General features: G+C 67.5%; 19 protein-coding genes. 13 read left to right on the top strand and 6 right to left on the bottom strand.

The annotated features are described in order from the left end of the window. The first annotated feature begins 92 nt into the window (after positions 1-92). Positions 93-368: a hypothetical protein gene (locus OJI97_RS12850; RefSeq protein WP_297664046.1), complete on the top strand. Its 276-nt coding sequence runs from the start codon at positions 93-95 to the stop codon at positions 366-368. A 224-nt stretch (positions 369-592) separates the two neighbouring features. On the opposite strand, the gene OJI97_RS12845 is transcribed toward OJI97_RS12850, so the two are convergent. The 3 genes from OJI97_RS12845 to OJI97_RS12835 form a co-directional block, all read right to left on the bottom strand. Continuing rightward, positions 593-1,732 (bottom strand): MBL fold metallo-hydrolase, encoded by a 1,140-nt coding sequence (locus OJI97_RS12845; protein ID WP_297664044.1) that lies wholly within the window; start codon positions 1,730-1,732, stop codon positions 593-595. Between the two features lie 4 nt (positions 1,733-1,736). After that, positions 1,737-2,372: a DUF1013 domain-containing protein gene (locus OJI97_RS12840; RefSeq protein WP_297664064.1), complete on the bottom strand. Its 636-nt coding sequence runs from the start codon at positions 2,370-2,372 to the stop codon at positions 1,737-1,739. A gap of 269 nt (positions 2,373-2,641) precedes the next feature. Then, entirely contained in the window at positions 2,642-3,649 is a 1,008-nt protein-coding gene (locus OJI97_RS12835; protein ID WP_297664042.1) for an NAD(P)H-quinone oxidoreductase, read from the bottom strand. A 124-nt stretch (positions 3,650-3,773) separates the two neighbouring features. Here OJI97_RS12835 and OJI97_RS12830 point away from each other — a divergent pair, with 124 nt between their 5' ends. The 12 genes from OJI97_RS12830 (at position 3,774) to argJ (ending at position 17,400) form a co-directional block, all read left to right on the top strand. Then, positions 3,774-3,971, top strand: coding sequence for a DUF1192 domain-containing protein (locus OJI97_RS12830; protein ID WP_297664040.1), 198 nt, complete (start codon positions 3,774-3,776; stop codon positions 3,969-3,971). A 67-nt stretch (positions 3,972-4,038) separates the two neighbouring features. Next, the gene (locus OJI97_RS12825; protein ID WP_297664038.1) at positions 4,039-4,308 is read left to right on the top strand and encodes a hypothetical protein; all 270 of its coding nucleotides are present in this window, start codon (positions 4,039-4,041) and stop codon (positions 4,306-4,308) included. Between the two features lie 273 nt (positions 4,309-4,581). Then, on the top strand, positions 4,582-6,918 hold the full coding sequence (gene clpA, locus OJI97_RS12820; RefSeq protein ID WP_297664036.1) for an ATP-dependent Clp protease ATP-binding subunit ClpA: 2,337 nt from the start codon (positions 4,582-4,584) through the stop codon (positions 6,916-6,918). Next, positions 6,915-7,085, top strand: a complete 171-nt coding sequence (locus OJI97_RS12815; RefSeq protein WP_297664034.1) for a hypothetical protein — start codon at positions 6,915-6,917, stop codon at positions 7,083-7,085. The genes clpA and OJI97_RS12815 overlap by 4 nt, the downstream gene beginning before the upstream one ends. A 178-nt stretch (positions 7,086-7,263) precedes the next feature. After that, on the top strand, positions 7,264-8,106 hold the full coding sequence (map, locus tag OJI97_RS12810) for a type I methionyl aminopeptidase (RefSeq protein WP_297664032.1): 843 nt from the start codon (positions 7,264-7,266) through the stop codon (positions 8,104-8,106). Between the two features lie 211 nt (positions 8,107-8,317). Then, on the top strand, positions 8,318-10,501 hold the full coding sequence (locus OJI97_RS12805) for a PQQ-dependent dehydrogenase, methanol/ethanol family (protein WP_297664031.1): 2,184 nt from the start codon (positions 8,318-8,320) through the stop codon (positions 10,499-10,501). Between the two features lie 457 nt (positions 10,502-10,958). Continuing rightward, positions 10,959-11,297 (top strand): P-II family nitrogen regulator, encoded by a 339-nt coding sequence (locus OJI97_RS12800; protein WP_237836378.1) that lies wholly within the window; start codon positions 10,959-10,961, stop codon positions 11,295-11,297. A 74-nt stretch (positions 11,298-11,371) separates the two neighbouring features. Continuing rightward, positions 11,372-12,784 (top strand): type I glutamate--ammonia ligase, encoded by a 1,413-nt coding sequence (gene glnA / locus OJI97_RS12795; protein ID WP_297664029.1) that lies wholly within the window; start codon positions 11,372-11,374, stop codon positions 12,782-12,784. A gap of 57 nt (positions 12,785-12,841) precedes the next feature. After that, complete coding sequence (locus OJI97_RS12790; protein ID WP_297664028.1) at positions 12,842-13,012, top strand: hypothetical protein; 171 nt, start codon at positions 12,842-12,844, stop codon at positions 13,010-13,012. A gap of 67 nt (positions 13,013-13,079) precedes the next feature. Continuing rightward, complete coding sequence (locus OJI97_RS12785; RefSeq protein WP_297664026.1) at positions 13,080-14,390, top strand: M20/M25/M40 family metallo-hydrolase; 1,311 nt, start codon at positions 13,080-13,082, stop codon at positions 14,388-14,390. A 177-nt stretch (positions 14,391-14,567) separates the two neighbouring features. After that, on the top strand, positions 14,568-16,007 hold the full coding sequence (locus OJI97_RS12780) for an aldehyde dehydrogenase family protein (protein WP_297664024.1): 1,440 nt from the start codon (positions 14,568-14,570) through the stop codon (positions 16,005-16,007). A 166-nt stretch (positions 16,008-16,173) separates the two neighbouring features. After that, positions 16,174-17,400 (top strand): bifunctional glutamate N-acetyltransferase/amino-acid acetyltransferase ArgJ, encoded by a 1,227-nt coding sequence (gene argJ, locus OJI97_RS12775; protein ID WP_297664022.1) that lies wholly within the window; start codon positions 16,174-16,176, stop codon positions 17,398-17,400. A gap of 110 nt (positions 17,401-17,510) precedes the next feature. Here argJ and trxA read toward each other — a convergent pair whose 3' ends face one another. Genes trxA through addB form a run of 3 tightly spaced genes read right to left on the bottom strand, consistent with a single transcriptional unit; the run spans position 17,511 to position 24,408 of the window. Beyond that, on the bottom strand, positions 17,511-17,831 hold the full coding sequence (gene trxA / locus OJI97_RS12770) for a thioredoxin TrxA (protein WP_297664020.1): 321 nt from the start codon (positions 17,829-17,831) through the stop codon (positions 17,511-17,513). A 32-nt stretch (positions 17,832-17,863) separates the two neighbouring features. Beyond that, positions 17,864-21,448: a UvrD-helicase domain-containing protein gene (locus OJI97_RS12765; protein WP_297664018.1), complete on the bottom strand. Its 3,585-nt coding sequence runs from the start codon at positions 21,446-21,448 to the stop codon at positions 17,864-17,866. Further along, positions 21,445-24,408 (bottom strand): double-strand break repair protein AddB, encoded by a 2,964-nt coding sequence (addB, locus tag OJI97_RS12760; RefSeq protein ID WP_297664062.1) that lies wholly within the window; start codon positions 24,406-24,408, stop codon positions 21,445-21,447. The genes OJI97_RS12765 and addB overlap by 4 nt, the downstream gene beginning before the upstream one ends. Positions 24,409-24,420: the final 12 nt, after the last annotated feature.

Raw genomic sequence — 24,420 nt, 5'->3', positions numbered from 1 at the left:
CTGGTCCAATGGGAGGGTTTCGCCACCCTCGCCCCTCCCCTTAACCGCAAAGCCGCTGGCATTTCCACCCATTAGGTCCCATTTGCAAAGCCATGTGGATCGCGATCATCGCCATTTTCTGCGCCGGGATCGGCAATTTCGCGATGCATCGCGCCTTCGTGGAAAGCGACGATCCGCTGGTCCAGCAGATGGTCCGGCCGCTCGCCGAGCGCGCAGGGCCGAACATCACCTATGTCTTCGAGTATCTGCTGCTCGTCGGCGCGATGGCGATCGCGACGCGCAACTGGTTCACCGGCCTGCTGCTCTATGGCCTCTACACCATCTTCAACGCGATGGCGTTCAGCTGGGTCATGCACCGGCCGCGATAGATTGTCTCACGCAAAGGCGCAAAGGCGCGAAGGAAGAAGGGCCACACAAAGACACGAAGAGAGCGGTGCATCGAACGGGCGCCGTTCAAACCTCGCGCGAAGCACCTGCATGAAATGGCCGCCTGCGGCGGCAGGCTACCCCAGCGCGGATTTGCACCCTCTTGGTGCCTTTGTGTGAGATATCTTCTTCTTTGCGCCTTCGCGCCTTTGCGTGAGATCATCCGTCACGCCACGCCGTGATACCACCAGACGCCGTCGCGGTTTTCGCGCTTGACGCGGCCTTCGACCTCCAGCCGTTTCAGATGCGCGAGCGCTTCACCGGTGGCGAGGCCCTGATTGTGGCTGCCGATCGGGCGGTTGAAGAGCAAGGGAAAGCTGTCGACCGCGCGCAGCGGCGCTTTCGCGGCGGCTTCGGCGAGGTTGTAGAGCCGCATGCGATGCTCGTCGCGCAGCGCCATCAGGCGGACGTGCAGCCCCTTGAAGGGCTCGCCATGCGCGGGGCAGACGATCACGTCGGGCGGAATGGTCGCGAGCAATTTGTCGATCGAGGCGAGCCATTCGCCGAGCGGATCGGCGTCGGGTTCGGTGATGTTGACCGACACGTTCGAGCTGATCCGCGGCAGCACTTGATCGCCCGATACCAGCACGCCCTCGCGCTCGTTCCACAGGCACGCATGTTCGGGACTGTGCCCCGACCCGGTGACGACGCGCCAGCGATGCGCGCCCATGTCGAGGACGTCGCCGTCCTTGATCCGCGCATAGCTGCGCGGCAGCGGAAAGATCATGCGCTGGAACATGGTCCAGCCGCGCGCCTTCTGTTCCTCGATCGCCGCTTCGTCCCAGCCCGCGGCGCGCGATTGCGCCAGCACCTCGTCGGGCGCGCTATCGCTCGAATCGGCGACGATCGCGCGCGCGGTCAGCATCTCGCCGCGCGTCATCCACAGCTTGACGCCCTGCTTCTTCGCGATCCAGCCGGCAAGGCCGATATGGTCGGGATGCAGATGGGTGCCGAAGACGCGGGTGATCCGCTTGTCCGCAAGCGCTCCGGCGTAAAGCGCCTTCCACGCATCCGAACAGATCGTCAGGCAGATGCCGGTATCGACGACCGCGACCCCCTCGCCCGCCGCATCGGCGTCGTCGAGCAGCCAGCTATTGATATGGCCCAGCGAGCCGGGCATCGGCAGCCGCGCCCAGCTGATGCCGTCGGCGATGCGGATCGTCTCCCCCGCCCCCGGCGCCGCCTCGCCCCACGGGTAAGTGAGGCCGGCGTGGCTCGTCGCGGTAAAGCTGTCGTCCTGGGTCAGCGACGCGTCGGGCGAACCGCTGGCCGCGGGGATATGATCGTCGTCGGCCGCGCCCGCCACCGGTTCAGGCTTCGTTGCCGGCTTCGGCATCCTCGGCGGCGCGCGCTTCGGCGGCGGCGGTGCGCTCGGCGCGCAGTTCCTCGAGCAGCGCTTCGCGGTCGCCTTCGAGACGATTATCCTCGGGCGCCTTGATCCCGGCCTTCTTCGCCGCCTTGGCGACGAGTGCGTCGAGCTCGCGCTGCGAGCAGAGGCCGAGGGTCACCGGGTCCTTGGGCACGATGTTGGCGCTGTTCCAGTGGCTGCGCTCGCGGATCGCGTTGATCGTGTTGCGCGTCGTACCGATCAGCTTGCCGATCGCGCCGTCCGACACTTCGGGATGGTTCTTGAGGATCCAGGCGATGCCGTCGGGCTTGTCCTGGCGCTTGCTGACCGGCGTGTAGCGCGGCCCGCGGGTGCGGCGAATCGTGTCCTGCCCCTGCACGCTCATCTTGAGCTTGTAGTCGGGGTCCTGCTGGCCCTTTTCGATCTCGTCCACCGACAGTTCGTGCGCGCGCACCGGATCGCGGCCGGTATATTTGGTCGCCGCGGTCTCGTCGGCGATCGCCTGGACTTCCAATATGTGGATGCCGCAAAACTCGGCGATCTGGGCAAAGGTAAGGCCGGTGTTGTCGACCAGCCAGGCGGCGGTCGCGTGCGGCATCAGCGGGGTCGGATTGGCATTGGCCATGACCATTTTCTCCAAGCGGAAATGAAAGGGCCGCCCCTCGCGGGGCGGCCGGACATTGGCGGCGGCTATATGCCGGTTTGGCGGAGGGAGCAAGAGCGCGGATTCAGGATCGCTTTGGGGGTGGGAAGCCCCCCTTTCCAAACCTCGTCATTCCCGCGAAAGCGGGAACCCAGTGCGGGATCAGCCGACGCACGCTCTGGGTTCCCGCTTTCGCGGGAATGACGAAAATGGGAAAAACCTCCCTACACCGTCAGCACGATCTTCCCGACATGCGCGCCCGCCTGCATCCGCGCGTGGGCGGCGGCGGCTTCGGCGAGGGGGAAGCTCTGGTCCATCGCGGGTTTCCAGCCGCCCTCGGCGAGGCGCGGCCAGAGGGTGCGGTGGAGTTCGTCGGCGAGCAGCCCCTTGAACTCGGCGCTGCGCGCGCGCAGCGTCGAGCCGGTCATCGTCAGGCGGCGGCGCATCAGCTGCGAAATGTCGATCTCGACCTTCGCGCCGCGCTGGAAGGCGATCGTCACATGGCGGCCGTCCTCGGCGAGGCAGGCGAGGTTGCGCGGCACATAGTCGCCGCCGACCATGTCGAGCACGACGTTCACGCCCGCACCATCGGTGAAGGCCTTGACCGCCTCGACATAATCCTCGGTCGAATAATCGACGGCAAGATCAGCCCCCAGCGCGCGCGCCGCGTCGCACTTCGCGGCGCTGCCGCAGGTGACGATCGTGCGGATGCCGAACAGCTTCGCAAGGCCGATCGCGGTCGTGCCGATACCGCTGGTGCCGCCGTGGACCAGCACCGTCTCGCCCTCGCGGACATAGCCGCGCTCGAACAGATTGTGCCAGACGGTGAAGACGGTTTCGGGCAGCGCCGCGGCCTCCGCCATCGAAAAGCCCTTCGGCACCGGCAGGCAGCTTCCCGCCGGCGCGGCGCAATATTCGGCATAGCCGCCGCCCGCAACGAGCGCGCAGACCGCCTGGCCCAGCCATTCGGGATCGCCGCCCGGCCCGACCGCGACGACGGTGCCGGCGACCTCCAGTCCCGGCAGGTCCGACGCGCCCGGCGGCGGCGGATAGAAGCCCATGCGCTGCAGCACGTCGGGGCGGTTGACCCCCGCCGCAGCGACGCGGATCAGCAGCTCGCCCGGCCCCGGCCGCGGCACCGGCCGCGTTTCGGGGACGAGGACTTCCGGTCCGCCGGGCTCGCGGATCGCGATGGCGGTCATGCTTTCGGGCAGGCTGGTCACGCGCGTCATTCCCCCACTGGTCTTTCGGTCCCGCAGGCCGCCTTATTGACAGCAAGCGGAGTCGGGTCAACAGTCCGCGCGCTTTGGAATCAGATGGATAAAGCGCAGGGACCAGCGAGAGAAAGGACGTGCCATGGACGATGACGACCTTCCCCGCCGCCAGGGCGACGCCCTCGCCGCGCTGTCCCGCCAGTCGCTCGACCCGCTGTCGGTTGCCGAACTCGACGAGCGTATCGCGGCGCTGGAAGCCGAGATTACACGCGTGAGGGCGCACAAGGCCGCCGCCGGGGGCTTCAAGGCAAACGCCGAGGCGCTGTTCCGGAAGGGGTAATATCGAAACCTCCCCCGTCGCCCTGGAGCCGCTTGCCAAGCGGCGCGAAGGGACCGAAAGGACGGCGATGGATTTCGACGACCAGCTCCGCCGCTATTTCGGCACCGCCGACCTCGCGGCGATCCACCCGGAAGCGCACGCCGCGGGCACCGAACGCCTGCGCGTCGATTTCGGCCTCGAAACCAACCCCGGCCGCCGCTTCGCGCTATGGGCGCTGATGTACATGCTCGGCGTCGCGCCCGACCTCGACGTTGCATTCAAGGACGAGGCCGAACGCAATGTGGCGCGCGATTTCATGGATATGGTGGATCGCGCCGGGGAAGCCGGGGGCGGCTGAGGATTGGGGATTTAATGACCATCGTCACCCCGGACTTGATCCGGGGTCCATTCCCGCAGCGTCCGGAAAATGGATTCCGGATCAAGTCCGGAATGACGAAGGTCAGAGCACCCGCCGAATCCGAATTTCCCAACATCCCGTTAACCATAGTGCAATCCTGTCATCGTAATTTCACATCCGCCTCCGCTTTTCCCTTGCGGCGGGGCGGCGGCGTCGCCACCTTGTGTTCAGCGGGCTTGCCTCTCCCCGGCTTGTCCCCAAGGAGATAAGCCCATGCCGTCCTTTTCGGAATCGCTCGAAAAGACCCTGCATAATGCGCTGAAGGCCGCGTCGGAGCGGCATCACGAATATGCGACATTGGAGCATCTGCTCTATGCGCTGATCGACGACGAGCACGCCGCCGAAGTGATGCGCGCGTGCGGCGTCGCGCTCGACGACCTGCAATCGGCGGTCGTCCACTATCTCGACACCGAACTCGACAGCCTGAAGGTCGAGGGGCACAGCGACCCCTCCCCCACCAGCGGCTTCCAGCGCGTCGTCCAGCGCGCGATCCTGCACGTCCAGTCGTCGGGCAAGGATGAGGTGACCGGCGCCAACGTCCTCGTCGCACTGTTCTCCGAGCGCGAATCCTATGCCGTCTATTTCCTCCAGCAGCAGGATCTGACGCGGCTCGACGCGGTTTCCTACCTCAGCCACGGCGTCGGCAAGGGCGGCAAGCCCTCGCCGCAGGCCGAGCCTGAGGAGAAGGAAGAAGCGAAGGAGAAGGAAAGCGGCAAGTCCAAGAAGGAAACCGCGCTCGACCAGTTCACCGTCAACCTCAACGAGAAAGCGAAGACCGGCAAGGTCGACCCGCTGATCGGCCGCAATGCCGAGGTCGACCGCACGATCCAGATCCTCTGCCGCCGCAGCAAGAACAACCCACTCTATGTCGGCGATCCCGGCGTCGGCAAGACCGCGATCGCCGAAGGCCTCGCGCGCAAGATCGTCGAGGGCGACGTGCCCGAGGTGCTGCTGCCCGCGGTCATCTATTCGCTCGACATGGGCGCGCTGCTCGCGGGCACGCGCTATCGCGGCGATTTCGAGGAGCGGCTGAAACAGGTCGTGACCGAGCTCGAGGGCCTGCCGCACGCGATCCTGTTCATCGACGAGATTCACACGGTGATCGGCGCCGGCGCCACCAGCGGCGGCGCGATGGACGCGTCGAACCTGCTCAAGCCCGCGCTGTCGGGCGGCGTTATCCGCTGCATCGGCTCGACGACCTACAAGGAGTTCCGCAATCACTTCGAGAAGGACCGCGCGCTGCTGCGCCGGTTCCAGAAGATCGACGTGATCGAGCCGAGCATCGAGGATACGAAGAAGATCCTCGCCGGGCTGCGCGAAGCGTTCGAGAGCCACCATAATGTCAAATATACCGCCGACGCGATCAACGCGGCGGTCGAGCTGTCGTCGCGCTACATCAACGACCGCAAGCTGCCCGACAAGGCGATCGACGTGATCGACGAGGTCGGCGCGATGCAGATGCTGGTGCCGCCGTCGAAGCGCCGTAAGACGATCACCGCCAAGGAGATCGAGGCGGTGATCGCGACGATGGCGCGCATCCCGCCCAAATCGGTGTCGAGCGACGACAAGAAGGTGCTCGAAACGCTCGAGACCGACCTGAAGCGCGTCGTCTTCGGCCAGAACACCGCGATCGAGGTGCTGTCGTCGGCGATCAAGCTGAGCCGTGCGGGCCTGCGCGATCCCGAAAAGCCGATCGGCAACTATCTCTTCTCGGGTCCGACCGGCGTCGGCAAGACCGAGGTCGCAAAGCAGCTCGCGCACATCATGGGCATCCCGCTCCAGCGCTTCGACATGAGCGAATATATGGAGCGCCATTCGGTGAGCCGCCTGATCGGCGCGCCGCCGGGCTATGTCGGTTACGACCAGGGCGGCCTGCTCACCGATGCGATCGATCAGAATCCGCACTGCGTGCTGTTGCTCGACGAGATCGAGAAGGCGCATCCCGACCTGTTCAACATCCTGCTGCAGGTGATGGACAACGGTCGCCTGACCGACCACCACGGCAAGACGGTCGATTTCCGCAACGTCATATTGATTATGACGACCAATGCGGGCGCCAGCGACATGACGCGCGAGTCGATCGGCTTCGGCACCGTGACCCGCGAGGATGTGCAGGAAGAGGCGGTGAAGCGCATGTTCACCCCCGAATTTAGGAACCGCCTCGATGCGATCGTACCCTTCGGCTATCTGCCGCCCGAGGTCGTGGCGCGCGTCGTCGACAAGTTCATCCTGCAGCTCGAACTGCAGCTTGCCGACCGCAACGTCCACATCCAGCTCGACGAAGCGGCGCGCGAATGGCTGACCGCCAAGGGCTATGACAAGCTCTATGGCGCGCGTCCGATGGGCCGCCTGATCCAGGAAAAGATCAAGCAGCCGCTGGCCGAGGAACTTCTCTTCGGCAAGCTCGTCCACGGCGGCGAGGTCAAGGTGAAGATGAAGACCGGCGAGGACGCCCATGTCGGCAACCCGCTGACCTTCGAAATCGTCCCCGCACCGCCCAAGGCGAGCAAGGGCAAGGCGAAAGGCAAGGCCGAGAAGGCGGCGGAGTGAGCGAGAAGCTGCCGAAGTCCCGCGAGACGCGCTTGGCCGAGGCTATAATGGCCGAAGACCGCGACATTTTGCGGACTTTGGCAACCGCCGATTGCGAAGAACAAATAGCCGTTGCACGCGAGGTGATGGGGCGAAGGCGATCGGCGCTTAAGAAGCTGGCCGAATAACGCCCATGCTTATCCCCTCCTCTTCAGAGGAGGGGCAGCGAGACTTGCGGACTTGTCCGCTAGTCGCAGCGGGGTGGTGCACCGCGCCGGCGTCCACCACCCCAACCCCTCCTCTGAAGAGGAGGGGCTTCATTGAACCACCCTCGCTTTTTCGTCTCCCCGCGCCTATATTGCCTCCATGTACAATTACATCTCCGTAACCGCCGACGAAGCGGCCACCCCTGCCCGCGTTCGCGACGGCACGATCAAGCTGCACGACGAAGCGGGCTTTGCCGGGATGCGGCGGGCTGGACAGCTTGCGGCCGAAATTCTCGACGCACTCGTCCCCTTCGTCCAGCCCGGCGTGACCACGGCCCGGATCGACGATCTCGTCCGCGAAATGACGCTCAAGGGCGGTGGCATTCCCGCGACGCTCGGCTATCGCGGCTATACGCATAGCTGCTGCACCAGCATCAACCATGTCGTGTGCCATGGCATCCCCGACGACAAGCCGCTGCGCGAAGGCGACATTATCAACGTCGATGTCACTCCGATGGTTGACGGCTGGCACGGCGATTCGAGCCGCATGTATCTGCTCGGCGACGTCGGCGTGAAGGCGCGGCGGCTGGTCGACGTCACCTACGAATGCCTGATGCTCGGCATCGAGCAGGCGAAGCCCGGCAACACGATGGGCGACGTCGCGCACGCGATCCAGAGCCATGCCGAGCGCCACCGCTATTCGGTCGTCCGCGATTTCTGCGGCCACGGCGTCGGGCAGATGTTCCACGACGCGCCCGAGGTCGTCCACGCCGGGCGTCCCGGCACCGGGCCGGAGCTCCGCCCCGGCATGTTCTTCACCATCGAGCCGATGATCAACACCGGCAAATATGCGGTCAAGATGCTCGCCGACGGCTGGACCGCGGTGACCCGCGATCGCTCGCTTTCGGCGCAGTTCGAACACAGCATCGGGATCACCGAGACCGGCTGCGAAATCTTCACCGCCAGCCCCACGGGTCTGAACGCGCCGCCCTGGCAAAGCTGATCGCCACAGCGATTCCCGTTTCGTCATCCCGGACTTGATCCGGGATCCATGACTTTCAACGTTGCGCTGGCCTTTCGTGGACCCCGGATCAAGTCCGGGGTGACGATGAGCGTGACGATGAGAAAGCCCCTCGCGCCCATTTTCCTGCTTGCACCGCGCCCCCTTCCGGCGCAGACTTGACGTTAACGTCAAGCATAGACGGGAGAGAGACATGGCGAAGAGGGTCTTTTCGGCGGCGCTTGTAGGCTGCGCAGCGCTGGCACTGGCGGCGTGCAACGCGTCGAAGGATGGCGGGGCGCCGGGCGGCGCGCTCGACGATGCCGAGAAGGCGAGCGAGGCGCTGCTCAAGACCGGCGGCAACGGCGATAATTGGGCCGGCATCGGCTACAGCTACGACGAACAGCGCTTCAGCCCGCTCACCGATATCAACGACAAGAATGTGGGGCAGCTCGGCATCGCCTGGTTCGCCGACCTCGACGACGCGCGCGGGCAGGAAGCGACCCCTGTGGTCGTCGACGGCACCCTCTATGTCAGCCACGCCTGGTCGAAGGTCGATGCGTGGGACGCCGCGACCGGCAAGAAGCTCTGGAGCTTCGACCCCAAGGTTCCCGGCGACCGCGCGGTGTCGGCCTGCTGCGACGTCGTCAACCGCGGCGTCGCCGTCTGGGGCGACAAGCTCTTCGTCGGCACGCTCGACGGCCGCCTGATCGCGCTCGACCGCAAGACCGGCAAGGAGCTGTGGTCGACGCAGACCTTCGACACCTCGAAGCCTTATACGATCACCGGCGCGCCGCGCGTCGTGAAGGACATGGTGCTGATCGGCAATGGCGGCGCCGAGTTCGGGGTGCGCGGATATGTCACCGCTTACGATGCCGACACGGGGAAGGAGCGCTGGCGTTTCTATACTGCGCCGAACCCGACCAAAGCGAAGGACGGCGCCGCGAGCGACGACATTTTCGCGAGCAAGGGCAACGCCACCTGGTCCGACAAGGGCGAGTGGAAGGTGTCGGGCGGCGGCGGCACGGTGTGGGACGCGATCGTCTATGACAAGGATCTCGACCAGATCTATCTCGGCGTCGGCAACGGCAACCCATGGAACCATGGCGAGCGCTCGAACGGCGAGGGCGACAACTGGTTCCTCTCGTCGGTCGTCGCGCTCGACGCGAACACCGGCAAATATAAATGGCATTATCAGGAGACGCCCGGCGAGAGCTGGGATTATACCGCGACCCAGCCGATCATCCTCGCCGAGCAGGCGGTGGACGGGAAACCCGCCAAGGTGCTTTACCATGCGCCGAAGAACGGCTTCTTCTTCACCATCGACCGCACGAGCGGCAAGCTGATCGACGCCAAGCCCTATGTCGACGGCATCAACTGGGCGACCGGCTACGACATGACGACCGGCCGCCCGATCGAAAACCCCGAGGCGCGCTTCTACAAGACCGGCAAGCCGTTCATCGCCATCCCCGGCGCGCTCGGCGCGCACAACTGGCACCCGATGAGCTACAACCCCGCGACCGGGCTCGTCTATATTCCGGCGCAGCAGATTCCGCAGGGCTATCTCCAGGACATGGACGAGCTCGACAAGCGCAAGGTGCTGGGGTTCAACGTCGGCACCTCGCTCAACAAGACGATGCTCCCCGACGACGCCAAGGCGTTCCGCGCCGCGGTCGCCGCGACGACCGGGCGCCTCGTCGCCTTCGACCCGCGCACCGGCAAGGTCGCATGGGGCGTCGACTATCCCGCAGCGTGGAACGGCGGGACGATGACGACCGCGGGCAACCTCGTTTTCCAGGGCACGAGCACCGGCCGCTTCCGCGCTTATGCCGCCGATAGCGGCAAGCAGCTTCTCGACCTCGACATGCAGTCGGGGATCGTCAGCGCGCCCTCGACCTTCCGCGTCGGCGGAGTGCAATATATCGCCTTCCAGACCGGCAAGGGCGGCGCCTTCCCGCTCGTCGCCGGGATCGCGGGCGGGGTGACGCGCAAGCTGCCCAACCTGCCGCGCCTCGTCGTGCTCAAGCTCGGCGGCACGGCGAAGCTGCCCGCGCCGCCCGCGACGACGACGCTCGCGTGGAACCCGCCGCCGCAGTTCGGCACCCCCGAACAGGTCGCGTCGGGCAAGGCGCACTTCGGCCGCTATTGCCAGGTCTGTCACGGCGACAGCGCGATCGGCAACGGCTTCACCCCCGACCTGCGCGTCTCGGGCACCCTCACCAACGCCGATGCGTGGAAATCGGTGATCCTCGACGGCGCGCTCAAGGATCGCGGCATGGTGAGCTTCGCGCGTGTCCTCACCCCCGCCGACGCCGAGGCGATCCGCGCCTATGTCATCGACCGGTCGAACTGGACCAAAGCCAACCTCCCCGACGCCACCGCGCCGGTCGGGCGGTAAGGCCCCCGGCTCTCTCCGCGACCGACGACGGTGGCGGAGAGGGCGGGATAGAAAATTTTCACGCGAAGGCGCGAAGAGGGTCGCGCATCAAGTCTGCCGTTTATTTGTCGCCGCAGGCGACCTTGAAAAGCGCTTCGCGCAATCGGCAAGCAGCACCGGCATAATGGTGCCGCCTTCTTCGCGCCTTCGCGTCTTCGCGTGAAACAAAATAAAGCAGCCCCCTCATCCTTGCCCATATTTTAGGCAGCAAAATCCCGCCGCTGCCTACCCCTTGGGCAATGCCGCATTCCTCCATCGCAAATCTCCGCGAAAGCCCGCGATTCGCCAATTGGCACGGGTCTTGATTGGTGCAAGATGGCGGGACACCGCACCGACTCGACCGGCCAAACCGGACCAGGCGTGCCTGATCCGGCTTTGACTGCGAGCGGCGGCGGCCAGTCCAAAGGGGATCAGACGCGTGAAGAAGATTGAGGCGATCATCAAACCGTTCAAGCTCGACGAAGTGAAGGAAGCGCTGCACGAAGTCGGCGTCAGCGGCATCACCGTGACCGAGGCAAAGGGCTTCGGCCGGCAGAAGGGTCATACCGAACTTTATCGCGGCGCCGAATATGTCGTCGACTTCCTGCCCAAGGTGAAGCTGGAGGTGATCGTCGAGGATTCGTTAGCCGAACGCGTCGTCGAGGCGATCGCCGCCGCCGCGCAAACCGGCCGCATCGGCGACGGCAAGATTTTCGTGATCCCGGTCGAAACCGCACTCCGCATCCGCACCGGCGAACGCAACGAGGACGCCCTTTAAGGCATCCGCGCTCCATCCCGTTCAACCAGACCCCGGCGCGAGCCGGTCATTATCGCAAGAAGGAAGCATAGACGATGGCTACGAAGCCCAAGGACATCATCGCGCGGATCAAGGATAACGACATCGAGTGGGTCGACCTGCGCTTCACCGACCCCAAGGGCAAGTGGCAGCACCTGACCATGTGCGCCGGGGTGATCGACGAGGATGCGCTCGAGGACGGGCTGATGTTCGACGGCTCGTCGATCGAGGGCTGGAAGGCGATCAACGAGAGCGACATGATCCTGATGCCCGACCTCGACGCCGTCTATGACGATCCTTTCTCGGCGACGCCGATGCTGGTGATCTTCTGCGACATCGTCGAGCCCTCGACCGGCGAAGGCTATGCCCGCGACCCGCGCACGACCGCGAAACGCGCCGAAGCCTATGTCGCCTCGACCGGCATCGGCGACACCGTCTATGTCGGCCCGGAAGCCGAATTCTTCATGTTCGACGACGTCCGTTTCGAAACCGGCTACAACAAGTCGGGTTTCGAGATCGACGACATCGAGCTGCCGACCAACACCGGCCGCAGCTATGAGGGCGGCAACCTCGCGCACCGCCCGCGCGCCAAGGGCGGCTATTTCCCCGTCGCGCCGGTCGACAGCGCGGTCGACATCCGCGCCGAGATGGTCTCGACGATGCTCGAACTCGGCCTGCCCTGCGACAAGCATCACCACGAGGTCGCCGCCGCGCAGCACGAACTCGGCCTGACCTTCGGCACGCTGACCCAGACCGCCGACCGGATGCAGATCTATAAATATGTCGTGCACCAGGTCGCGCACGCCTATGGCAAGACCGCAACCTTCATGCCGAAGCCGATCAAGGACGATAACGGCTCGGGCATGCACACCCACATCTCGATCTGGGAAAAGGGCAAGCCTTTGTTCGCGGGCAACGGCTATGCCGGGCTTTCGGACATGTGCCTCTATTTCATCGGCGGCGTCGTCAAGCACGCCAAGGCGCTCAATGCCTTCACCAACCCGACGACGAACAGCTACAAGCGCCTCGTCCCCGGCTTCGAGGCGCCGGTGCTGCTCGCCTATTCGTCGCGCAACCGCTCGGCCTCGTGCCGCATCCCCTACGGCGCGGGCGCCAAGGCGAAGCGCGTCGAATTCCGCTTCCCCGACGCGATGGCGAACCCCTATCTCTGCTATTCGGCGCTGCTGATGGCGGGGCTCGACGGCATCCAGAACAAGATCCATCCCGGCGACGCGATGGACAAGAATCTCTATGACCTGCCGCCCGAGGAACTGGCCGAAGTGCCGACCGTCTGCGCGTCCCTGCGCGAAGCGCTCGACAGCCTGCTCGCCGACCATGATTTCCTGCTCAAGGGCGACGTCTTTTCGAAGGACCAGATCGAAGCCTATGTCGAGCTCAAGTGGGACGAAGTCTATCGCTTCGAACAGACCCCGAGCCCGGTCGAATTCGATATGTATTACAGCGCCTGATCTGCAGCGATCAACGCGCGGGGCGTCCGGTTCGGGGGAACCGGGCGCCCCATTTTTTTGAGCGATCTCGTTCAGAAGCGGCTGACTATGGTCCCTTTCGCCTTCGTCATTGCGAGCGAAGCGAAGCAATCCAGAGCGGTTTACGCCACCTCTGGATTGCTGCGTGGCATCGCGCGCGATGCGCTCAGGAAACTCGACGCCTTCGACGCGGCGAAGGACGCCGCCTGACGCTCGCACGCTTGCGGCGCAGGCCCGGCGGCGGCACAAGGGGCGGAATCGAAGGAGTCCTCCCCCCATGAAATCGCTGCCCTTTGCCGCCCTGATCGCTCTTCAACTCGCTCTGTCGCCTGCCGCGCACGCGAAGCTCAGCCCGGCCGAGGCGAAGATGGCGAAGACGGTCGAGGCCGAACAGGGCCGCAGCCTCGCGCTGCTCGAACGGCTGGTGAACCAGAACAGCGGATCGCAGAATCTGGAGGGCGTCGAAAAGGTCGGCCAGATGATGCGCGCCGAACTCGAACCCCTGGGCTTCCAGGTCGAGTGGAAGCCGATGCGCGATACCGGACGCGCGGGCCATCTGATCGCGACGCACGCCGGCAAGCCGGACGGCAAGCGCCTGCTGCTGATCGGCCATCTCGACACGGTGTTCGAGCCCGACTCGCCTTTCCAGAAATTCGTCCGCAAGGGCGATATGGGCGAAGGTCCCGGCGCGGGCGACGACAAGGGCGGGATGGTCGTCGTCGTCGCGGCGCTGCGCGCGATGCAGGCGGCGGGGACGCTGAAGGACGCCAATATCGAATTTCACATGACCGGCGACGAAGAGGATTCGGGCACCCCGATCGAGAAAGCGCGCGCCGACCTGATCGCCGCGGGCAAGCGCAGCGATGTCGCGCTCGATTTCGAGGGGCTGGTGCGCGATGCGGGCGCCGACATGGGATCGGTCGCGCGGCGCTCGTCGGACAGCTGGACGGTGACCGCGACCGGCAAGGCGAGCCACAGCTCTGGCATCTTCAGCGCCGAGGCGGGCGAAGGCGCGATCTATGAGCTCACACGGATCATCCATCGCTTCCGCACCGAGCTGCCCGAACCCAATCTGACCTTCAACGTCGGCCTGATCGCGGGCGGGCAGCAGGCCGAACTCGACGCGGGCGGCATTCGCGCCACCGCCAATGGCAAGACCAACATCATCCCCGCGATCGCGATCGCGCGCGGCGATTTGCGCGCGCTGTCCCCCGAGCAGATCGACCGGGTGAAGGCAAAGATGGCGGCGATCGTCGCCGACCACGCCCCCGGCACCGGCGCGACGATCGGCTTCGATCCCGGCGGCTATCCGCCGATGGCCCCGACCGAGGGCAATAAGGCGCTGCTCGTCAAGCTCAACGGCGTGAACCGCGACCTCGGGCTCGCCGAAATGGCGGCGCTCGACCCGCTGAAGCGCGGCGCTGGCGACATCAGCTTCGTCGCCGCCGACGTTGACGGGCTCGCGGGCCTCGGCCCCTATTCGACCGGCGATCATGCGCCGGGCGAAGCGGTCGATATCCCCAGCATCGCGCGCCAGGCGACGCGCGCCGCCATATTGATGTCACGGCTGTCTGCTGAAAAGCGCTGACCCGGAAACTATCCTCCATCGTCATGCCGGACTTGATCCGGGGTCCCGCTTCAAGCGTCGCCAAGCGGGATGCCGGATCAAGTCCGGCATGACGAAAGTGGGTGGTGGCGCTTGATTCATTCGCCACCGCCATTAGGTAGCAATGCGAGACGTATTTTAGACGCCGATGGGAGACTTATGATGAGCGACACCGAAACGCACCTGAAACAGCATTACATCGGCGGCAAATGGGTCGACAGCCAGGGCGGCAAGCTCCACGACGTCATCAACCCCGCGACCGAGGAAGCGGCTTCGACCGTCGTGCTCGGCAGCGCGGCCGATGTCGATGCCGCGGTCGCCGCGGCGAAGGAAGCCTTCAAGACCTTCTCGCAGACGACGCGCGAGGAACGCCTCGCGCTGCTGAACCGCATCGTCGAGGAATATAAGAAGCGTGGGCCCGATCTCGCCAGGTCGATGGCGAGCGAAATGGGCGCGCCGGTGAGCTTCGCGGGCACCGCGCAGGTCGGCGCCGGCATCGGCGGCTTCCTCGGCACGATCGCCGCGCTCAAGGATTTCGAATTCGCAGAAAAGCATGGCGCGAACACGATCGTCTATGAGCCGATCGGCGTCGTCGGCATGATCACGCCGTGGAACTGGCCGCTCAACCAGATCGCGCTGAAGGTCGCTCCGGCGCTCGCCGGGGGCAACACGATGATCCTCAAACCGTCCGAGGAATGCCCTGGCAATGCGGTGATCTTCGCCGAAATCCTCGACGCCGCGGGCGTCCCACCGGGCGTGTTCAACCTCGTCCAGGGCGATGGCCCCACCGTCGGCAACGCGATCTCGTCGCACCCCGGCATCGAAATGGTGAGCTTCACCGGCTCGACCCGCGCCGGCATCCTCGTCGCCAAGGCGGCGGCCGACACGGTCAAGCGCGTCCATCAGGAACTCGGCGGCAAGTCGCCGAACATCGTCCTGCCCGACGCCGACCTTGAGACCGTGCTGCCGCCGACGGTGCAGGGCGTGCTCGTCAACACCGGCCAAAGCTGCATCGCGCCGACGCGCATCCTGGTCCACAAGGATCGCAAGGCCGAAGCGGTCGGCGTCATCAAGGCGATGTTCGACGGGACGCAAGTGGGCGACCCGCAGGCCGAGGGCGGCCATATCGGCCCCGTCGTCAACAAGGCGCAGTATGACAAGATCCAGGGCCTGATCCAGTCGGCGATCGACGAGGGCGCGACGCTGGAAACCGGCGGCACCGGCCTGCCCGCGAACGTCAACCGCGGCTATTTCATCAAGCCGACCGTCTTCTCGGGCGTCACCCCCGACATGCGCATCGCCAAGGAGGAGGTGTTCGGCCCCGTCGCGACGATCATGGAATATGCCGACCTCGACGAAGCGGTCGATATCGCCAACGACACCGAATACGGCCTGTCGGCGGTCGTCTCGGGCGATCCCGCCAAGGCCGCCGCGGTCGCGCCGAAGCTGCGCGCCGGCATGGTCGCGGTCAACGCCTGGGGCCCCGCGCCGGGCGCGGCGTTCGGCGGCTACAAGGCGTCGGGCAACGGCCGCGAAGGCGGGCTGTTCGGGCTGAAGGATTTCATGGAAGTGAAGTCGATCAGCGGCATTCCGGCGTAACATCTCCCCTCCCTGAAAGGGAGGGGTCGGGGGTGGGTCGCCGCAGGCGTTCTGCTTGGCGGCACACCCACCCCGCTGCGACTAAGCGGGCAAGCCCGCAAGTCTCGCTGCCCCTCCCTTTCAGGGAGGGGTTTTTCTTTGCGCATTGGCGAGCTAAGCGCACCCCATGACCACCCGCTCGCCGCTCGCCCCCGCCGCCTTCCCCGCCCTCCCCGACATCGCCGGGGTCACGCGCCGCGTCGCGCGGGCGCGCTACAAGGAATGGGATCGCTGCGACCTCACCTATGTCGAGCTTGCTCCCGGCACGGCGGTCGCGGGGGTCTTCACGCGCAATCTCTGCTGCTCGTCCGAGGTCGAACTCGGCCGCGAGCAGATCAAGAGCGGCATCGGCCGCGCGCTGATCGTCAATGCGGGCAACAGCAACGCCTTCACCGGCTATCGCGGGCGCGAGGCGGTCGAACAGATCATGGCGCAGGTTGCCGAGCATCTCGGCTGCGCGGCGGGCGAGGTGTTCGTCAGTTCGACCGGCGTCATCGGCGTGCCGCTGCCCAAGGACAAGGCGCGCGCGGGCGTGGCGGCGGCGCTGACCGCCGAACCCTGCTCATGGGAGGCCGCGGCCGAAACCATCTGCACCACCGACACTTTCCCGAAAGGCGCCGCCGCGAGCGCGGTCGTCGGCGACCACACGATTCAAGTCGCGGGAATCGTCAAGGGATCAGGGATGATCGCTCCCGACATGGCGACGATGCTCGGCTATATCTTCACCGACGCCGCGGTCGCCCCCGCGCTGCTGCAGGATATGCTGACCGAGGCGACCGGCGGGACGTTCAACAACATCACCGTGGACAGCGACACCTCGACCAGCGACACGGTGCTGCTGTTCGCGACGGGGCAAGCGGGAGGCGCAACGCTCGCCAGCCGCGACGATCCGGGCGCCGACGCGCTCTATGCGGCGATCCACGCTGTCGCGCTCGACCTTGCGCAGCAGGTGGTGCGCGACGGCGAAGGCGCGTCGAAATTCATCGAGGTGCAGGTGACGGGCGCGGTCAGCGACGCCAGCGCGAAGCGCGTCGCGCTGTCGATCGCCAATTCGCCGCTGGTCAAGACCGCGATCGCGGGCGAGGACGCGAACTGGGGCCGCGTCGTGATGGCGGTGGGCAAGGCGGGCGAACCCGCCGACCGCGACCGCCTCGCGATCCGCTTTGGCGATCACTGGGTGGCGAAGGACGGGCTGCCGGTCGACGGCTATGACGAGGCGCCGGTCGCGGCGCACCTCAAGGGCCTCGAAATCCGCGTCGGCGCCGACCTCGGCCTCGGCGAAGGCCGCGCGACCGTGTGGACGTGCGACCTGACCCACGGCTACATCAGCATCAACGCCGATTACCGGAGCTGAACCGCAGACAGAAAACCGTTCGCATCGAGCGAAGTCGAGATGCCCATCGATATGGCGCTAGGCCGACGGGTGTCTCGACTTCGCTCGACACGAACGGATAAAGGCGTTGCTTACAGCGCCCCCTCAAGCCACCCCTTGAGCGCGCTCTTCGGCGCCGCGCCGACCTTGGTGTCGGCGACCGCGCCGTTCTTGAACAGGATCATCGTCGGGATGCCGCGCACGCCATATTTGCTCGGCGCGTCGGGATGGTCGTCGATGTTGAGCTTGGCGATCACCACCTTGCCCGCCAGCTCGTCCGAGATTTCCTCGAGCGAAGGGCCGATCATCTTGCACGGGCCGCACCATTCGGCCCAGAAATCGACGAGCACCGGCGTGTCGCTGTCGAGCACGTCGGCCTGGAAGCTGGCATCGGTGATGGCTTTGGTGGTCATAATCAAACTCCTGAAACTGCCTTGTTCCCAAGCTAGGGCGTCGGCGCGTCGGGCTCAAGGGTCGAACCCGGCAAATTCACCTTGGTTGCCGCCAAGCCGGGCTTGTGCGCATCGAGCAGCGCATCGCCCAGCCGGATCAGCCGCGGCGCGGCGGTGTAGAGCAGCGCCGCCTCGACGCGGCGGCCGGGGAAGATGACGGTCAGCGCGTCGCGATACGCCGCCATCTGGCGCAGATAGGCGGGCTGCACCGCGTCGGCGCTGTCGGGCACCTGCCGCCCGGTCTTATAGTCGATCACCGTCACCGCGTCGTCGGTGACAAGCAGGCGGTCGACGATCCCCGCGACGACCGCGCCGCCGTCGACGACCGCCGACAGCGGCACCTCGGCGAGGCTGCCGGGGCCGAACAATGCGGCGTGCGCGGGATCGCCCAGCACCGCGAGCGCTTCATCGGCCATCGCCGCGCGCGCCGCCTCGCCGAGCGTCGGCGCCTGCGCGGCGAGCCAGCGCAACGCCGCATCGCGCCGCCTTTCCGCCGCGACCGGCGGCAGCCGCTCGAACAGCGCGTGGAGCAGCAGCCCGCGCTCGACCGCCGCGACGCGCGCGGCACCTTGCGGCGGCACCGCGACATCGTCCTCGCCGAGCGCCGACGGCGCAAGCGGGCGCGGCGGGCGCGCTTCCTCGGGCGCGGGGCGGTGCGCCCAGCCGGGAAGCACGAGCGCGGGCGCCGGGGCCTTCGCGGCCTTCTCCTTCTTCGCCCATTTGCCGTCGTTGGCGCGGTGGATACGGCGCTGCCCCCAGACGGGCCCCGCCGCCTCCCACTCGCACGGCATCGCCGCGAGCACGCTCTCGGCCGCGGCGTGCCAGCTCGTCTCGGGGATCGTGCGGTCGGCCTTCTTCGTCACCCCCGCGACGACCAATATCTCCTCGGCGCGCGTCATCGCGACGTAGAAGAGGCGCCAATGCTCCTCCGACGCCGCTTTCGCCGCGGCGGCATAGGCGTCGGCGAGCGCCCCGTGCCGCTCGTCGGCGGGCAGCGCGAAGACCGGCAATTTCTCCCATGCAGCGACATCGACGCTGAATGGCCGGTGGCCGATCGCGGCATCGTCGGTCGCATCGGCGAGGATCACGATCGGCGCCTGCAATCCCTTCGAGCCGTGCACCGTCATCACGCGCACGACGTCGCTGCGCGCTTCGGTCTGGCGCTTGATGTCGGCGGCGCTCGCCGACACCATCGTCAGGAAGCCGAGCAGCGACACCGTCTCACGCCTCTCGAAAGCGAGCGCCTGATTGAGCAGCTCGTCGATCGGGTCGCGCGCTTCGCGTCCCAGCCGCGCCGTGAGTTTGCGCCGCCCGTCGATCGACCCCGACAAGACGGTTTCGAGGAAACGGAAGGGCGTGGTGAAATCGGCCATGCCGAGCAGGTGACGCAGCGCCACCATCGCCGCCGCGGGCACCTCGCTCTCGGTCGCCCGCAGATGCTCCCACAGCGCCGCGCGGCCGCGCTTGTGGGCGTGCGCGTAAAGCTGATCCTGCGTCCAGCCGATCAGCGGCGAGACGAGCAGCGCGGCGAGATTGAGGTCGTCGAGCGGCTGCACCGCGAAGCGCATCGCCGCGATCAGGTCCTGCGCCGCGAGCGGCTGGGTCAGCGCGAAGCGATCGACGCCCGCCACCGGCACATGCAGCGCCTGCAGCCGCGCGACGATCCGCGCCGCGAGGTCGCGGCGACGGCGGACGAGGATCATGATGTCGCCCGGCGCGACCGGGCGCCCGTCCTTGCCGTGCGCGATCCACTCTTGCACTTCGCCCGCAATCGCCTTCGCCAGCCGCATCGAGGCGGGGTCGGAGGCGGGTGCATTCGCATCACCATCGCCTTCGTCCGCCTCGTCGGCGGCGGCGTCGAGCGCCTTGCCAACCGGCAGCGGTTGCCAGAGTTCGACCTGTCCCGCTTGGGTCGAGCGTTTGGGATCATGCGGCGGTTCGTCGCCGTCGAGACCCATATCGGCGGTGCCGCCCGCCGCCAGCCAGCGATCCACGACCTCGAGCACGGCCGGGGTCGAGCGGTAGTTGGACACCAGATCGACGTTCTGAAAGGCCTGCTCCGCGCGCTCACCTAATAAATGGAACAGCTCGCGCGCTTTCGCGAACGCCTTGGGCTCGGTGCCCTGAAAGCCGAAGATCGCCTGCTTGCGGTCGCCGACGGTGAAGAGCGTGCGGATGCGCTCGTCCTTCGCTCCGCTGCCCGCGAAAAACTCCTCGGCCATCGACAGGACGATGCCCCATTGGCGCATATTGGTATCCTGCGCCTCGTCGACGAGGATATGGTCGGTGCGCTGGTCGAGCTTGAAGCGCACCCATTCGCCGAAGCTGCTGACGCGCAGCAGCGAGCCCGCGAGCGTGATCAGATCGTCGAAATCGGCGAGCCCCTGCTCGCGCTTGGCGAGCGCATAGCTTTCGGCAAAGCGGCTGCCGAGCGTCCATGCCGCCGCGAGGTCGTCGGCGACGCGCATCGCGGTCGCGGTGCCGATGAGCCGCTGCGCGGCCCCGACGATGCGCACCGCGCTGTCGACGCAATCGGCCATTCGCCCCTTGTCGCCCGCGAAATCGGCGCGGAGATCGCCCTTGCCGGTCAGGAAGCAGCCGAGCAGTTCGCCGAGCATCGCAGCGCGCGCGGACGCGCCGGCGATCAGCCAGCCGACCATCATATCGTTGCAGGCAAGCCCGGTCTTCGTCCCCCAGTTGGCGCCGCTCGTCGCGACCGCGCGGATATCGGCGTCGGGGACCGCGCCGTCCGCGAGTTCGGCCTCGATCCACGCATCGGGATCGCCGTCCGGCAGGTCGAACGCGGCGCGCAGGTCGTGCGCCGAGGGCGGCAGCGCCGCGCGCGGACCGCCGAACGCCGCGGCGCAGTTCGACAGGAAGGATAGCGCGGACTCCGGCCCCAGCCGCCGCGACAGCATCGCCGCGGCGTCGCGGAGGTCGCTTCCTTCTCCCCTCCTCTTCAGAGGAGGGGCAGCGAGACTTGGTTCGGCGAAGCCGGGCCTGGTCGCAGCGGGGTGGTGTTCCGCACCGGCGTCCACCACCCCAAACCCCTCCTCTGAAGAGGAGGGGCTTTCCAGAAGCTCCGCCAGCACCTTTCTTTGCAGGGCCGCCGCCTCATCCTCCTCGATCGCGCGGAAGCCCGGCAGCAGCTTCGCTTCGAGCGGAAAGCTCGCGAGCAGGGTCTGGCAGAAGCTGTGGATCGTCTGGACGCGGATCGCGCCGCCCGGACTGTCGATCACCGTCGCGAACAAGGAGCGCGCCCGCGTCATCAATCCCGGCCGCTCCCAGTCGAGCCCCAGAGCGCGCAGGTCCAGCCGCAAATCGCCATCCTCCATCCGCACCCACGCTGCGAGCCGTTCGTGGATGCGGTGCGCCATTTCGGCCGCGCCTGCCTTGGTGAAGGTGATGCAGAGGATCGCTTCGGGCGAGACGCCATCGAGCATCAACCGCAGCACCCGCGCCGAAAGCACCTGCGTCTTGCCCGTCCCCGCCGACGCGCCGAGCCAGACGTGGCTCTCGGGATCGGCGGCGGCGGCCTGCCGCGGGTCGAGGGTGGCGAGACCGGAGGGCGTGCTCATTCGCCGTCCTCCCCGCGCCCGAACCATTCGTCGCGGCGCATGAGCTGGTCATAGTCGCCATAGCCCGCCGCCTCGCCCGGCGCGAAGGGCGCGTCGCCGAGCAGATAGTGCGCCGCAAGCTCCGACAGTGCGTCGGCGGCATGGTCGATCGCCTGTTCGGCGCTCTTCAGATCGCTGCGTGGGCCATAGGTGGCAGAGACCTTCCCCGCCCCGCCCGCGCGGCGGTCGGGACGCAGGCTCCAATATTCGAGGGCATCGACCGGCGCCGCGGCGATGTCCTTCATCCCGCCGCGCTGCGCGATCAGCCCGAGCAGACCGAGCTGGTTGTCGCGCTTGTCATAGGCTGCCTTCGCACTCGGCGCGCCGCCCGACTTGTAATCGACGATCGCGAGCCGGCCCGCGCCGTCACGGTCGATCCGATCGGCCTTGCCGTGCAGCACGATGCCATCGATGGCGATTTCGCCCTGCGCCTCGACCGCCAGCGGCTGGCGCTCCCCGGCATTCCAGACCTGCTCCGCCGCCCAGCGCAGCGCGGGCTCGATCCGCGGCAGCCAGAAGGCGCGCGCGATCGTGTCGAGCGCCGGATCGTCGCGCAGCATCGCAAGCTCCGTCTCGAACCCCTCGCGCGTCGCGCCGCCGCGTACCCAGTCCTCGAACAATCGGTGGACGCGCGTTCCGCGCCAGCGCGGATCGGGCGCGGCGCTCAAGGGGTCGAGCGCCGACAGGCCGAGCATCCGGTCGGCATAATAAGCGAAGGGATCGCGCGCCAGCTTGTCGACCCCGGTGACGCTGATCCGGCGCGGGCGGTCGTCGGCGGGCGGGCGCGGCGCAGGCCGCCCGGCGGGCTGCGTCCCGCCCGCCGGGACGTCGAGTTCGGCCGCGAGCCGCGTCAGCGGCACGCCGCCCGGCGCGGGCTCGGGAAGGTCGCCCGCGAGCGCCGCGAGCCGCAGCCAGAAGCGCGAGGCGACCGCCGGATCGCCGCCGCTCCGTTCGGCGCGGGTGACGACGATCTCGCTGCCGCCAAGCGCGCTCGCGAAATCATGCGCCGCCATCCCCTGCTGCCGCTCGGGCGCGGGCAGGCCGAGCAGGCGGCGGATGCCCGGCGCGAGCCACGGGTCGGGCTGGGTCGCGGCGGGCCAGCGCCCCTCGTCGAGCCCGCCGAGGATCATCAGGTCGGCGCGCTGGAGCCGCGCCTCGAGCAGCCCCCAGATGAACAACCGCGGATGGCCGCCATAGGGCGGGCGCACGCTCGCTGCGCCGAGCAACTGCCCGAGCATCGCGGGGAAATCGGCGGGATCGACAAGCGCCGGCCCGTCGCCGCGCGCGAGCGCCCACTGATCGAACAATTCGGCGAGCATCCGCCCCGCTGGCCCCGCCCAGACGGCATCGCCGGTGAGCCATTCGACGCCCTGTTGCAGCGCCGCCAGCAAGCTCGCGGGCGGGGCCGGGGCTGCGAAGGGCGCGAGCGCCGCTCCCAGCGCCTCCGACACCGCGTCCCACCACGTCTGCAACTGGACCGCCAAACCGTGCCCGCGTGCCTTGGGATCGGCCGCGCGCGCGGCGATCCGCGCGCTCACCCCGCCCCAACCGGGCGCAAGTCCCGGCTCGCGCAGAAGGAGGTCGAGCCGCCGCACCTGGTCGAGCCATGCCGTCCGCCCCTCGCCCTTGCGCACCAGCGGATGGCCGAGCAGCGACACCAGGGCGACAGGATCGAAGTCCGCCGCCAGTTCGGCGAGCAGCAGCAGCAGCGCGCCCGGCGGCGTCCGCGACAGGGGCTGACCCGCGCTGTCGTCGACCGAAATCCCCCAGCGCGCGAGCGCCGCCGCGACGCGCTCGGCAAGGCCGCGGTCGGGCGTCACCAGCGCCGCGGTGCGCCCCGGCGTCTCGACCGCCTCGCGCATCAACAGCGCGATCCCCTGCGCCTCCTGCCCATCGTCGGCGAACACCGCACCCTCTATTCCGGCCGTCGCCGCCGACAGATCGCCCGCCGCCTGCCACTGGGCGGTATAATCGGCGGGCGCGAAGAGCAGCGACACGAAGGGCGTGCGCGTCGCGGGACCGTCGAAGTCCGACGCCGCCTCCCATTCGATCACCTCGTCGCGGCTCGCGCCCATGCGACCCAGCAACAGCTTCAGATGATATTGCGGGTGCGTTTCCAGCGGCCGCGCCGGATGATCGGGGTCGGGTCGCGTCGGGCCGAGCGCGTCCCATTCCTCGGCCGCCATGACGCCGTCGAGCCCCGGCAGCACGACCATGCCGCGGTCGAGACCGGCGACCGTGCGCAGCAATCGCGCGATCGCGGGCGCGGCGGTGGTGACGCCCGCCGCGATGGTGAAGCGCGCGGGCGGCGCGGCGCGCCATCCCTTCGTCACGCGGTCGAGCAGGCAATTGCGCCGCGCGGCGCGGTCGATGTGGCCCGTCTTCGCCAGCACCTCCGGCCAATGATCGACGAGCAGTCGCAGCCGCCCGAGCGACGCCTGCCAATGTTCGGCGAAGGCGCCGAGGTCGAGATCGACGAGCGCACTCGCGCGGATTTCCTCATAATGAAGCTGGTCGATCACCCGCGCGAGCCCGTCGGCGAGCTGGAACGCCGCCGCGCCGGCAATCGCGGCCTCGCCCGCGGGGGTATGCCGTTCGATCAGTTCGGCGAGCAGCAAGCGGCGGCGCAGCGGGTCGATCGCGGGCGGGATCGGATCGTCGTCGATTGCGTCGAGCGCCAGCGCCACGCTTTCATCGAGGTCGGCGTCGCCGATCACCGCGAGCCGCGGCATCAGCAGGCCCTGCCCGCCCGCGCGCACGAACGCCGCCTGCACCGCGCTGCGCGCGCGGTTGCTGGGGAGCAGGATCAACCCTTCGGCCAGCCCGAGCGCCCCGTCGCCGTAGCGCGCGATGATCCCGGCCGCGAGCGCATCCGCGAACGCCCGGTGAACGGGGATCGAATATATTTCAACGCGCGTCATTGCGAGCGCAGC

It is taken from the genome of Sphingopyxis sp., assembly GCF_025869345.1.
Taxonomy (GTDB): domain Bacteria; phylum Pseudomonadota; class Alphaproteobacteria; order Sphingomonadales; family Sphingomonadaceae; genus Sphingopyxis.
The sequence above is the reverse complement of the archived record's forward strand: the minus strand, read 5'-3'. Positions and strand labels throughout refer to the sequence as shown.